Raw genomic sequence first — 12,761 nt, 5'->3', positions numbered from 1 at the left:
GGCGGGGGGTGGGGGGGGTGGTGTGTGTCTCGCGTCGGTCTGTGTGGGTGGGTTGTGTGGGTCGGTGCGCGCGGGGGGGGCCCCCGCGGGGGGGCCCCCCCCCCCTTCCGTACTGCTGAGAGCAGCGTTACGCGGCGACAACCTCGACGCCGAGCTTCGCGGCAACCTCGGGGTGCAGACGCACGGACACCTGGTGCGAGCCCAGGGTCTTGATCGGCGAACCGAGCTCGACGCGACGCTTGTCGACGTCGGGGCCACCCGCGGACTTGATCGCCGTGGCGATGTCGGCCGGGGTCACGGAGCCGAAGAGGCGGCCGGCGTCGCCGGAGCGAACGGCCAGACGCACCTTCACGCCCTCGAGCTGGGCCTTGATCTCGTTGGCCTGCTCGATGGTCGCGATCTCGTGGATCTTGCGGGCGCGGCGGATCTGCGCCACGTCCTTCTCGCCACCCTTGGTCCAGCGGATCGCGAAACCACGCGGGACCAGGTAGTTGCGAGCGTAACCGTCCTTGACGTCGACGACATCGCCGGCGGCACCGAGGCCAGAGACCTCGTGGGTCAGGATGATCTTCATTAGTCGGTCACCCTTTCCTTATCGCGCGGTGGACGTGTAGGGCAGCAGCGCCATCTCACGGCTGTTCTTCACGGCCGTGGCGACGTCACGCTGGTGCTGCGTGCAGTTGCCGGTCACGCGGCGGGCACGGATCTTGCCGCGGTCGGAAATGAACTTCCGCAGCATGTTCGTGTCCTTGTAGTCCACGTACGCGGTCTTGTCCTTGCAGAACGCGCAGACCTTCTTCTTAGGCTTGCGCACAGGCGGCTTCGCCATGGTGTTTCTCCTGTGTGATCAAGAAGTTTGGGTACGAACCCGCTTCGAGGGGAGTGCCCTAGAAGGGGGGCTCGTCCGAGTAGCCGCCGCCGCTGGAGTTTCCACCCCAGCTGCCTCCGCCGCCCTGCTGCTGGCCGCCACCGGCCGGCGCGCTGGTCGCCCACGGGTCGTCGGCGGGAGCACCGCCACCACCCTGCTGACCACCACCGGAGCTTCCGCCCCAGTTGCCGCCGCCCTGCTGGCCGCCACCGCCGCCGTAGCCACCCTGGCCACCGCGACCCGTGGTCTTGGTGACCTTGGCCGTGGCGTTCTTGAGGCTGGGGCCGACTTCCTCGACGTCCAGCTCGTAGACCGTGCGCTTGACGCCCTCGCGGTCCTCATAGGACCGCTGCTTCAGCCGGCCCTGCACGACAACGCGCATGCCTCGCTGAAGCGACTCGGCGACGTTCTCCGCCGCCTGACGCCAGACCGAGCAGGTCAGGAACAGGCTCTCGCCGTCCTTCCACTCATTGGTCTGACGGTCGAAGGTGCGGGGGGTGGACGCGATACGGAACTTCGCGACCGCCGCACCGGACGGGGTGAAGCGCAGCTCGGGGTCGTCGACAAGATTGCCGACGACCGTGATGACGGTCTCGCCTGCCATTGGGTGAACCTCTCGGCGGGATTGCTTCTGGCTGCTTACTGCTACTCGAACCCGATGACCTCTGAGCTAGGTGCTCAGTGGGTCTCGGGACGGAGGACCTTGGTCCGGAGGACCGACTCGTTCAGGTTCATCTGGCGGTCGAGCTCCTTGACGACCGCAGGCTCGGCCTGCAGGTCGATGACCGAGTAGATGCCCTCGGGCTTCTTCTTGATCTCGTAGGCGAGACGACGACGGCCCCAGGTGTCGACCTTCTCGACCTTTCCGTTGCCCTCACGGACGACAGAAAGGAAGTTCTCGATCAGCGGGGAGACAGCGCGCTCCTCGAGATCGGGGTCGAGGATGACCATCACCTCGTAGTGACGCATGTGGAACCCACCTCCTTTGGACTCAGCGGCCACGGTCGTTCCGTGGCAGGAGGGTCGTGATGCGTAAGCAACGGTATCGGCCGCCACTGACAATCCCCTCGGCGAGCGAGGAGGCCGTCGGGGTCCTGGGTGGACCTGGGCAGACACCGGTGCAGATCGTACAGACTACCCGCACACCGGCTTCCGGTTGAAATCCGGTGGTGGGGGGACGCAATCTGTACACAACGGATGGCGGCGGCGCTAGGATGCGCCGCCTTCCCGGAAGCCACGCCAGGAGGTGCCCCATGGCACAGGCAATGCGACCCGACCCCGGACATTCCCTTCTCGCCACCGACGGCAAGCCCCACCCGCTCCAGGACACGCTGGTCGGGGTGACGCTCTTCCTCGGAGTCCTCTCCTTCATCACCGCGCAGTTCCACGACCTCCATGTCCTGGCTTCCTGGGCAGGACTGATCGGCATCGGAACGGGCGCGTACGGACAGTTCATCTCGGTGACCACGAGGGAACGCTTCGCCTTGATCGTCGGGCTCGGCGCCTCGGCTGTCGGCTTCTATCTCGGCATGTTCTACGGGGGCCTCGCCTGAGGCGTCCCGGACCGGCCACCGGCCGAGGGAGACACGCACAATCGGGGCGCTCCCCGGTCACAGTAGGCTTCGGCGCGTGAGCCGGAGCCCCTGTACCGATGGGGACACACCTGCCGAGGAGCGCCCCGCATGAGCCTGACCCTGAGGACCATCAGCCGTGAGCAGCATCTGGCATTCATCCAGAGCCAGCCCGCGGCGAGCCACTGCCAGGTCCCGGCGTGGGCTGATGTGAAGACCGAGTGGCGCTCGGAGAACCTGGGTTGGTTCGACAAGTCCGGCGAACTCGTCGGCGCGGGCCTGGTCCTCTACCGCCAGCTGCCGAAGATCAAGCGCTACCTGGCCTATCTGCCCGAGGGCCCGGTCATCAACTGGTACGCCCCCAACCTCGACGACTGGCTGCAGCCGATGCTCGCGCATCTCAAGCAGCAGGGCGCCTTCTCCGTGAAGATGGGCCCGCCGGTCGTCATCCGGCGCTGGGACTCCGCCGCCATCAAGTCCGGAATCCAGAACCCGGACGTGAAGCGCCTGAAGGACGTCGAGGCCTCGCACATCGAGCCGCGCGCCTTCGAAGTCGCCGACCGGCTGCGCAAGATGGGCTGGCAGCAGGGCGAGGACGGCGGCGCGGGCTTCGGTGACGTCCAGCCCCGCTATGTCTTCCAGGTGCCCCTCGCGAACCGCTCCCTCGACGACGTCCTCAAGGGCTTCAACCAGCTGTGGCGCCGCAACATCAAGAAGGCCGACAAGGCCGGTGTCGAGGTCGTCCAGGGCGGCTACGAGGACCTCGCCGAGTGGCAGCGGCTGTACGAGATCACGGCCGTCCGCGACCACTTCCGCCCTCGCCCGCTCTCGTACTTCCAGCGCATGTGGACCGTCCTCAACAACGAGGACCCCAACCGCATGCGGCTGTACTTCGCCCGCCACGACGGGGTGAACCTGTCCGCGGCCACCATGCTCGTGGTCGGCGGCCACGTCTGGTACTCCTACGGAGCCTCGGACAACATCGGCCGCGAGGTCCGGCCCTCGAACGCGATGCAGTGGCGGATGCTGCGCGACGCCTATGCGATGGGCGCGACCGTCTACGACCTGCGGGGCATCTCGGACTCGCTCGACGAGACCGACCACCTCTTCGGTCTGATCCAGTTCAAGGTCGGCACGGGCGGCGAAGCGGTGGAGTACGTCGGCGAATGGGACTTCCCGCTCAACAAGCTCCTGCACAAGGCGCTCGACATCTACATGTCGCGCCGCTGACGGTTGCGTAGTCTCGTACGTAATCTCGTAGGTCTCGTACATACCTTTGATACACCGCAGCCATCAGAAAGGTTCCGGGCCGGCCATGGCGCTCTCCCTCTACGTCGACACCGCTCGCTGGCGGGCGCACCAGAAGACCGTGATCGACCAGTTCCCCGGACTGATCCCGGTCTGCAAGGGCAACGGCTACGGCTTCGGCCATGAGCGGCTGGCCGACGAGGCGGCCCGCTTCGGCTCGGACATGCTGGCCGTCGGCACCACGTACGAGGCCGCGAAGATCAAGGACTGGTTCGGCGGCGACCTGCTCGTCCTCACCCCGTTCCGGCGGGGCGAGGAGCCGGTGCCGCTGCCGGACCGGGTGATCCGCTCCGTGTCGTCCGTGGACGGCGTGCACGCCCTCGTGGGCGCGCGGGTCGTCATCGAGTGCATGAGCTCGATGAAGCGCCACGGCATCCTCGAGGAGGACCTCGGCCGGCTGCACGCCGCCATCGAGGACGTACGGCTCGAGGGCTTCGCGCTCCACCTGCCCCTGGACCGCACCGACGGCACCGACGCGGTCGAGGAGGTCATCTCCTGGATGGACCGCCTGCGGGCCGCCAGGCTGCCGCTGCACACCATGTTCGTGAGCCATCTGCGGGCCCAGGAGCAGGCCAGGCTCCAGCAGCAGTTCCCGCAGACCCGGTTCCGCGCCCGGATCGGCACCCGGCTCTGGCTGGGCGACCACGAGGCCACCGAGTACCGCGGCGCCGTCCTGGACGTCACCCGCGTCTCCAAGGGCGACCGCTTCGGCTACCGCCAGCAGAAGGCCGCCTCCGACGGCTGGCTGGTGGTCGTCGCCGGCGGCACCTCGCACGGAGTGGGACTGGAGGCCCCCAAGGCGATGCACGGTGTCATGCCGCGCGCCAAGGGCGTGGCCCGCGCCGGCCTCGCGACCGTCAACCGGAACCTTTCGCCGTTCGTCTGGGCCGGCAAGCAGCGCTGGTTCGCCGAGCCGCCGCACATGCAGGTGTCGATCCTGTTCGTCCCCGCCGACGCCCAGGAGCCGAAGGTCGGCGACGAACTGGTGGCCCACCTGCGGCACACCACCACGCAGTTCGACCGCCTCGTCGAACGCTGAGCCCCAGGGCCCCCAGGGCCGCTGGAAGCCCGCTGGAGCCTCCAGGAGTCCCGCGCTAGTCCCGCGGGACTCCCCACTCCACCCGCGGGCCGTCCACGGCCATGGCGGCGTGCCGTGCCGGATGCGCGGCCCTGCCCCGTACGAAGACGTCCTCCGCGCCGTCCAGGACGCCCCCTGAGGGGTCGTCCGAGCCGTCCTGCCGCACCACGTCCCGCTCGGGCGCCAGGATGTCCCGCACGATGACGGCGCACAGGTAGAGCGTGCCGAGGATGTGCAGGACGACGGCGAAGTGGTAGCCGTCCGTCGGCAGGCCCTGCTTGTTGCCGCTCATGGTGAAGGCCAGGTACATCCAGATGCCCAGGAAGTACATGACCTCGCAGGCCTGCCAGATCAGGAAGTCCCGCCAGCGCGGCCGGGCCAGCGCGGCGAGCGGAATGAGCCACAGGACGTACTGCGGCGAGTACACCTTGTTGGTCAGCACGAACGCGGCCACGACCAGGAACGCGAGCTGGACGAAGCGGGGCCGGCGAGGTGCCGTGAGCGTCAGGACGCCGAGACCCGCGCAGGCGAGGAGCATCAGCAGGATCGCGAAGGTGTTTGCGGTACTCGGCGCGATCGGCTCTCCGCTGCGCTGGCTGATCAGCAGCCAGAACGACCCGAAGTCGACGTTTCGGTCGGTGCTGAAGGTGTAGAACTGCTTCCACCCCTCGGGCGCGAGCAGCATGATCGGAAGATTCACCGCGAGCCAGGACCCCGCCGCACCGAGCAGCGCCGCCCCGAACTCCCGCCACCGCCAGGCCCGCCAGCACAGCAGCAGCAGCGGCCCGAGCAGCAGGACCGGGTAGAACTTGGCGGCGGTCGCGAGGCCGATCAGGATGCCGAACGCGAGCGGCCGGCCGCGTGACCACATCAGGACGGCGGCGCAGGTCAGCGCGACGGCCAGCAGATCCCAGTTGACGGTCGCGGTGAGCGCGAACGCGGGCGCCAGGGCGACGAGCAGAGCGTCCCAGGGCCGTCGGCGGTGGGTGCGCGCGACACAGACGGCCATCACGGCGGCGCAGATCATCAGCATGGCCGCGTTGACCATCCAGAAGATCTGCTCACGGTGCATCAAGTCGCTGCCGCCCGGCGTGAGCCAGGCCGCGACCTGCATGAACAGTCCGGTCAGGACCGGGTACTCCAGGAACTCTATGTCGCTGTTCAGGCGGTCGAAGTACGGCACCATGCCGTCGGCGAACCCGCGCCCCGCGAAGAGGTGCGGGATGTCGGAGTAGCAGGCATGCGTGTACTGGGACGTGGTGCCCCGGAACCAGGCCCAGTCGTAACACGGGACCTTCTGCACCATCCCGAGGGCAAACATCCCGATGGCCACCAGTGCGATCACCCGCACAGGGGTGAGGGCGCTCGTGCCGAGCAGCGCCCGGCGGCCGATCGGCCCGCCGATCAGTTCGCTGCCCGCCGCCGCGACCTCGTCGCGCTGGGTGGGGCACACCACCGGCGGGTCCTGCGGGCGGTCCTGGGGCGGACTCGTCTTGTGGAGGCTCGGCATGGGGGACATCCTGCCGTACGTCCCCGGGAAACGGTGAGGGCCGCCGTGCCCGGCCACGCACCCTGGGGTACGTGTCGGGTACGGCGGCCCTCAGGGCCGTGCCGGGGGCCCGGCGGGCGGATCAACCGCTGCCCAGCCCCCAGGTTCCACCGTTCGGCCTGCCTCCACCGCTGTCGTCGGTGGCTGTCGGCGAGGGTGACGTCGGGGTCGAGGTCGGACCGCCGTTGGAGGCCCCGCCGCTGTCGTTGCCCGACGTGGCGCCACCGTCCTGCCCGCCGTTGTCATCGCACGGCCAGTCCCAGACGTCACAGGTCTTGCCGGGCTTCGGCGAGTTGGTGGGCCGCGTCGAAGGGGTCTGCGACGGGGTGGAGGAAGGCGTCTCGGACGGCGTCTCCGAAGGCGTCGGCGTGGGGCTGGTCAGACCACCACCGAAGACCGGGTCGACGTCCAGGTCCTCCGGCTCCGGGAAGGACTTGACCTCGACGCCCTTGTGCGCGGCGGTCATGTAGTCGTGCCAGATCCGGGACGGGAACGAGGAACCGTGGATCCTCTCCTGGTCACCCGTGCCGTACATCTCCTCGAACTTGCGGCCCTGCTTGGTCTCGTCGTCGTCGAAGCGGTACATGTCGATCGCCGTCGACAGCTGCGGGGTGTAGCCCACGAACCACGCCGACTCGTTGCCGTCGGTCGTACCGGTCTTGCCGGCGGCCTTACGGTCGTCCAGCTTGGCCTTCTTGCCGGTGCCCTTCTCGACGACGTCTGTGAGGACGTCGGTGATGTTGCTGGACACCGCGGTGGAGAAAGCACGCTCCGGCTTGGCCTTGTGCCGGTAGATTTCTTTGCCCTTCTCGTCCACCCAGGCGACGGAGTACGGGTCGTTCTGCTCGCCGTTGTTCGCGAAGGTCGCGTAGGAACCGGCCATCCGGATCGCGCTCGGCGAGGAGATACCGAGGGAGAACGAAGGCACCTCGCCCTTCACCAGCGAGGTCTCCAGGAGACCCGCCTTCTTGGCTGCCTCGCGGACGTTGTCGATGCCGACGTCCATGCCGAGCTGCACGAAGGGCGAGTTGAGGGACTTGATCATCGCCAGCCGGAGATCGGCCTTCTTGACGCTCGCGTTCTCATCGTTGTTCTGGAGCCACGGCTTGCCGTTCTCGTCCAGCCAGACCGAGCCGTCGTACTTCTTGACCTTGTAGTCGTCCACGCCGCTGTAGAAGGTCTTGTCGGGGTCGACGACGGTCCGGACGGAGGGGTCCTTGGGGTCACGCACACCGTCGGTCATGGCCGCCGCGAGAACGAACGGCTTGAAGGTCGATCCGACCTTGGCGCCGGTCTCGTCCGCGTTGTTGGTGAAGTGCTTGGTGGCGTCGGTGCCGCCGTAGATGGCGACGATCGCACCGTCCTTGGGGTCGACCGAGGCACCGCCGAACTGGACGTGGGTGTCCGTCTTCGGTCGCTTCTTCGGGTCGATGTACCCGTCGTAGACCTTCTTGATGGCGTCCTCGAGAGCCTTGACCTTCTTCTTGTCGAAGGTCGTGTGGATCTCGTAACCGCCCTCGGCGAGCTTCTTGTCGTCCATCCCCGGGTGGTTGTTGATGAAGTTGGCCTTGGCCGTGCTCACCAGATAGCCGATCTGGCCGGTCAGCTGGGCGCTCTTCTTCGGCGGCTGCACCTTGGGGAAGTTCGGGTACTTCGCCCGCTCCGCGGCGGGGAGGCTACCGTCGTTGACCATCTCGCCGAGGATCCAGTTCCACCGCTCGGTGGCACGCTCCGTGTTCGCCTGAGGCGTCGCCTTCGAGTCGATGTCGGTGGAGCCCGCAGGGTCGAAGTAGGTCGCGCCCTTGAGCAGGGAGGCGAGGAAGGCGGACTCGCTGACGTTGAGGTCCTTGGCGTCCTTGTTGAAGTACGTCCGGGCCGCGGCCTGGATGCCGTAGGCACCGCGACCGTAGTACGCCGTGTTCAGATAGCCCGCCATGATGTCGGGCTTCTCCATCTCGGCGCCGACCTTTATGGAGATGAAGAGCTCCTGGACCTTACGGGTCAGGGTCTGCGACTGGTCGTTGAGCATGTTGTTCTTCACGAACTGCTGGGTGATGGTCGAGCCACCCTGGGTCTGCCCGCCCTTGGCCATGTTCCAGACGGCACGACCGATACCCATCGGGTCGATGCCCGAGTCCTTCTTGAACGTCTTGTTCTCGGCCGCGATCACCGCGTCCTGCATGTGCACCGGGATCTTCTCGATGCCGATGATCTGGCGGTTGACCTCACCACCGGTCGCGGCCATCTGCGAGCCGTCGGACCAGTAGTAGACGTTGTTCTGCGCCGTGGCGGCGTCGGCCGGCTCGGGGATCACCACCTGCGAGTACGCGATCGTCGCCGCGCCCATCATGCCGCCGAAGAACACCAGGCAGAGTCCGGTGACGAGCTTCCACGAGGGCATCCAGCGACGCCAGCCGTACTTGCCGTACCGCGGGTAGTCGATGATCCGCTTCTTGCCCGGCGGACGGCCTCCACCGCGGCCGCGGCCCGGACCGCCCTGGCCGCCTCCGCCGCCGCCTCCGCGCCGGCCGCCGCCGTGGCCGCCGGCTCCGCCTCCCTCGGGGCCACGCCGACGGCTGCCGCCGCGCTGCGCCGCGCGACGGGCCTCGGCCCGCCCTCCGTAGGTGCGCTCCTCTTCGTACCCAGACGAAGGGGATCCCGTACTCACGTCCCGCGACTGGGCCGACCTGCGGCCCGTGGGCTGCTGGGCAGCGCGTCGGGCCGCCGCGCGGCCGCCACTGGGCGGCTGCGACTGCGGCATTTTGCGACGGTGCTCGCTCATCGAACGACTACTCCTCGGGCAGGCGCGTACGCCTGGAAGCGGCAGTTGAGTTCCGGTCCCCCCGAAATACGGACGGCCGAGCCTCATCGAAGACTCCTCCGTACCGCAGCCGGTCACCCGCATCACTGACGCCTTGCGGCGTCGCTCGGTTCCCGGTGCTCTGCATGCCGCACAGACTACGCACGGTCAAAACCTGCCTAGCGGCGAAGTTCACCCCAAATCAGGCAAGTCAATTGCTGTGAATTGACGATGTGATGCCGGTCACTGTGGCCCCACTTGTCGCAGGAGAGTGGCCGTTCTATCGTCATGATGTATCGAGTCGATACATCAGTGCGGCATAAGGGCCCTGAAGGCGGAGGAGGCGGCGGATGAGCAGACGCTCGGGAATCCTCGAGTTCGCCGTCCTCGGCCTGCTCCGAGAAGCGCCCATGCACGGGTACGAGCTGCGCAAGCGGCTCAACACCTCGCTGGGCATCTTCCGGGCCTTCAGCTACGGGACCCTCTATCCCTGCCTCAAGACGCTGGTCGCCAACGGCTGGTTGATCGAAGAGCCGGGAAGCGCCCCCGAGGACGCTCTCGCCGCTTCACTCGCAGGGCGCCGCGCCAAGATCGTCTACCGGTTGACGGGGGAAGGTAAGGAGCACTTCGAAGAGCTCCTCTCCCACACCGGCCCGGACACCTGGGAGGACGAACACTTCGCCGCCCGCTTCGCCTTCTTCGGTCAGACCGAGCGCGAGGTGCGGATGCGAGTGCTGGAAGGCCGCCGCAGTCGGCTGGAGGAGCGTCTGGAGAAGATGCGCGCCTCTCTGGCACGTACGCGCGAGCGCCTCGACGACTACACACTCGAGCTTCAGCGCCACGGCATGGAGTCCGTGGAGCGCGAAGTGCGCTGGCTGAACGAGCTCATCGAGAGCGAGCGGGCGGGGCGGGATCAGCGATCCGGCACCGACGCCCCCGAGGGCGCCGCTCGGCACGACAACGATTCTGGAGAAACGGGCGGCCTGCCCCGGCACGGGGGCAGTACCCGGCCGGATCCGTCCGACGACACCGCCAAGTGAAACCCTGCATCCCGCAGGGCTTCCACGATCACACAGGGAGCAACCGGAAATGGGTTCGGTTCGCGTAGCCATCGTCGGCGTGGGCAACTGCGCCGCCTCACTGGTGCAGGGCGTCGAGTACTACAAGGACGCCGACCCGGCGACCAAGGTGCCCGGCCTGATGCACGTCCAGTTCGGCGACTACCACGTCGGTGACGTCGAGTTCGTCGCCGCCTTCGACGTCGACGCCAAGAAGGTCGGCCTCGACCTCTCCGACGCCATCGGCGCCAGCGAGAACAACACCATCAAGATCTGCGACGTCCCGAACACGGGCGTCACGGTCCAGCGCGGCCACACCTTCGACGGCCTCGGCAAGTACTACCGCATGACCATCGAGGAGTCCGCCGAGGCTCCCGTGGACGTCGTCCAGGTCCTCAAGGACCAGCAGGTCGACGTGCTCGTCTGCTACCTGCCCGTGGGCTCCGAGGACGCCGCGAAGTTCTACGCGCAGTGCGCCATCGACGCCAAGGTCGCGTTCGTCAACGCCCTTCCGGTCTTCATCGCCGGCACCAAGGAGTGGGCGGACAAGTTCACCGAGGCCGGTGTCCCGATCGTCGGTGACGACATCAAGTCCCAGGTCGGCGCCACCATCACGCACCGCGTGATGGCGAAGCTGTTCGAGGACCGCGGTGTCCGTCTTGAGCGCACCATGCAGCTCAACGTCGGCGGCAACATGGACTTCAAGAACATGCTCGAGCGCGACCGCCTCGAGTCGAAGAAGATCTCGAAGACGCAGGCCGTCACCTCGCAGATCCCCGACCGCGAGCTGGGCGAGAAGAACGTCCACATCGGTCCGTCGGACTACGTGGCCTGGCTGGACGACCGCAAGTGGGCGTACGTCCGCCTGGAGGGTCGTGCCTTCGGTGACGTTCCGCTGAACCTGGAGTACAAGCTCGAGGTGTGGGACTCCCCGAACTCGGCCGGTGTCATCATCGACGCCCTGCGCGCCGCGAAGATCGCCAAGGACCGGGGCATCGGTGGCCCGATCCTCTCGGCGTCCTCGTACTTCATGAAGTCCCCGCCGGTGCAGTACTTCGACGACGAGGCCTTCGCCAACGTCGAGAAGTTCATCAAGGGCGAGGTCGAGCGCTAAGACGCCGATCGAGTTCATCGATCGAGGGTCCCCGGTCTTTCGCCCGGGGGCCCTCTTCGTATGTGAGTCTTGCTGCCATGTCCGTCGTACGTGATCTGCGCGTACTCCTGCGCCTGACGAACTTCCGCCGCCTCCTCGCCGTCCGTCTGCTGTCGCAGTGCGCCGACGGCGTCTACCAGGTGGCGCTGGCCACGTACGTCGTCTTCTCCCCCGAGAAGCAGACCTCGCCTGCCGCCATCGCCTCTGCCATGGCCGTGCTGCTCCTTCCGTACTCTCTCGTCGGCCCCTTCGCCGGAGTACTCCTGGACCGCTGGCAGCGGCGCCAGGTCTTTCTCTACGGGAATCTGCTGCGGACGCTCCTCGCCTGCGGCACGGCCGTACTGATGCTGGCCTCCGTGCCGGACTGGCTCTTCTACGCCTCGGCCCTCTCGGTGACCGCCGTCAACCGCTTCGTCCTCGCGGGACTCTCCGCCGCACTGCCCCGGGTCGTCGACGCCGACCGGCTGGTCGTGGCCAACTCCCTCTCGCCGACCGCCGGCACCGTAGCGGCGACAGTGGGAGGCGGGCTGGCCTTCGGGGTGCGGCTGATCTCCGAGGAATCCGACGCCGCGGTCGTGGCACTGGGCGCTCTCCTCTATCTCTGCGCCGCCCTTGCGTCCCTGCGGATGCCCCGCGAGCTCCTCGGCCCCGACCCGGACATGATCCAGCCCCTGCTAGGCGCCGCGCTGACTTCGACGGCTCGCGGCCTCAAGGGCGGCCTGCGCCATCTGGCCGAGCGACGTCCCGCTGCTCGCGCGCTGACCGCGATGACGTTGATGCGTTTCTGCTACGGCGCGCTGACGGTGGCCGTTCTGATGCTCTGCCGCTACGCCTGGAGCACCACGGAGTCGGAGGGGCTGGCGCTGCTGGGACTGGCCGTCGGTATCTCGGGCGGCGGCTTCTTCGCGGCCGCCGTCATTTCGCCCTGGGCTATCGGGAGGCTCGGCGCCTTCGGCTGGATGGCCGTGTGCGCGGGTTCGGCCGCCGTTCTGGTTCCCGCGCTGGGGCTGCCCTTCGCACAGACTCCACTGCTGATCGCGGCGTTCGTCCTCGGGCTCACGACCCAGGGCGCCAAGATCGCAACGGACACGGTGGTGCAGATGTCGGTGGACGACGCCTACCGCGGGCGGGTCTTCTCGCTCTACGACGTCCTCTTCAACGTCGCCTTCGTCGGCGCCGCCGCCGTCGCCGCGCTGATGCTCCCGCCGGACGGCCGCTCCGCCCCGCTCGTCGTACTGGTCGCCGCGCTCTACGCCTCGATCGCACTGATGCTACTGCGCCGACGGAAGGAGGGGTGATGTTTCACGTGAAACATCACCCCTCACGATGAGCGCGGCGGGGATGTTTTAAGGATAATAAAACCAGCGCCGGAGGCT

12 protein-coding genes are annotated in these 12,761 nt (G+C 67.7%); 6 read left to right on the top strand and 6 right to left on the bottom strand.

Going from position 1 to position 12,761, the window contains the following annotated elements; all coding sequences use genetic code 11:
- Positions 1-127: 127 nt before the first annotated feature.
- From rplI to rpsF, 4 genes are all read right to left on the bottom strand, one after another.
- Entirely contained in the window at positions 128-574 is a 447-nt protein-coding gene (rplI, locus tag ACFVZW_RS09860; RefSeq protein ID WP_315894947.1) for a 50S ribosomal protein L9, read from the bottom strand.
- Between the two features lie 18 nt (positions 575-592).
- Positions 593-829: a 30S ribosomal protein S18 gene (gene rpsR / locus ACFVZW_RS09855; RefSeq protein ID WP_005315025.1), complete on the bottom strand. Its 237-nt coding sequence runs from the start codon at positions 827-829 to the stop codon at positions 593-595.
- A gap of 58 nt (positions 830-887) precedes the next feature.
- Positions 888-1,472 (bottom strand): single-stranded DNA-binding protein, encoded by a 585-nt coding sequence (locus ACFVZW_RS09850; RefSeq protein ID WP_384519230.1) that lies wholly within the window; start codon positions 1,470-1,472, stop codon positions 888-890.
- A gap of 74 nt (positions 1,473-1,546) precedes the next feature.
- The gene (rpsF, locus tag ACFVZW_RS09845; RefSeq protein ID WP_004950685.1) at positions 1,547-1,837 is read right to left on the bottom strand and encodes a 30S ribosomal protein S6; all 291 of its coding nucleotides are present in this window, start codon (positions 1,835-1,837) and stop codon (positions 1,547-1,549) included.
- A 284-nt stretch (positions 1,838-2,121) separates the two neighbouring features.
- Between rpsF and ACFVZW_RS09840 the strand changes: the two genes are divergently transcribed.
- The 3 genes from ACFVZW_RS09840 to ACFVZW_RS09830 all read left to right on the top strand — a co-directional run bounded on the left by ACFVZW_RS09840 (position 2,122) and on the right by ACFVZW_RS09830 (position 4,786).
- Positions 2,122-2,421, top strand: a complete 300-nt coding sequence (locus ACFVZW_RS09840; protein WP_384519228.1) for a hypothetical protein — start codon at positions 2,122-2,124, stop codon at positions 2,419-2,421.
- A gap of 129 nt (positions 2,422-2,550) precedes the next feature.
- On the top strand, positions 2,551-3,669 hold the full coding sequence (locus ACFVZW_RS09835; RefSeq protein WP_384519226.1) for a lipid II:glycine glycyltransferase FemX: 1,119 nt from the start codon (positions 2,551-2,553) through the stop codon (positions 3,667-3,669).
- A gap of 85 nt (positions 3,670-3,754) precedes the next feature.
- Entirely contained in the window at positions 3,755-4,786 is a 1,032-nt protein-coding gene (locus ACFVZW_RS09830; RefSeq protein WP_384519224.1) for an alanine racemase, read from the top strand.
- A 55-nt stretch (positions 4,787-4,841) separates the two neighbouring features.
- Here the strand turns inward: ACFVZW_RS09830 and ACFVZW_RS09825 are convergent, their stop codons facing one another.
- Positions 4,842-6,335 carry a glycosyltransferase family 87 protein gene (locus ACFVZW_RS09825; RefSeq protein WP_384519222.1) on the bottom strand — a complete coding sequence of 498 codons (1,494 nt, stop codon included), beginning with the start codon at positions 6,333-6,335 and terminating at the stop codon, positions 4,842-4,844.
- A gap of 121 nt (positions 6,336-6,456) precedes the next feature.
- Positions 6,457-9,156, bottom strand: a complete 2,700-nt coding sequence (locus tag ACFVZW_RS09820) for a transglycosylase domain-containing protein (RefSeq protein ID WP_384519220.1) — start codon at positions 9,154-9,156, stop codon at positions 6,457-6,459.
- A 368-nt stretch (positions 9,157-9,524) separates the two neighbouring features.
- On the opposite strand from ACFVZW_RS09820, the gene ACFVZW_RS09815 reads away from it, so the two are divergent.
- From ACFVZW_RS09815 to ACFVZW_RS09805, 3 genes are all read left to right on the top strand, one after another.
- Complete coding sequence (locus tag ACFVZW_RS09815; RefSeq protein ID WP_384519218.1) at positions 9,525-10,214, top strand: helix-turn-helix transcriptional regulator; 690 nt, start codon at positions 9,525-9,527, stop codon at positions 10,212-10,214.
- A gap of 49 nt (positions 10,215-10,263) precedes the next feature.
- Entirely contained in the window at positions 10,264-11,346 is a 1,083-nt protein-coding gene (locus ACFVZW_RS09810) for an inositol-3-phosphate synthase (protein ID WP_384519216.1), read from the top strand.
- A gap of 77 nt (positions 11,347-11,423) precedes the next feature.
- Positions 11,424-12,683 (top strand): MFS transporter, encoded by a 1,260-nt coding sequence (locus tag ACFVZW_RS09805; RefSeq protein ID WP_384519214.1) that lies wholly within the window; start codon positions 11,424-11,426, stop codon positions 12,681-12,683.
- Positions 12,684-12,761: the final 78 nt, after the last annotated feature.

It is taken from the genome of Streptomyces sp. NPDC059567 (assembly GCF_042735655.1).
GTDB lineage: Bacteria > Actinomycetota > Actinomycetes > Streptomycetales > Streptomycetaceae > Streptomyces.
Note: the sequence above shows the minus strand (reverse complement) of the source record. Positions and strands in the feature narration are given on the sequence as shown.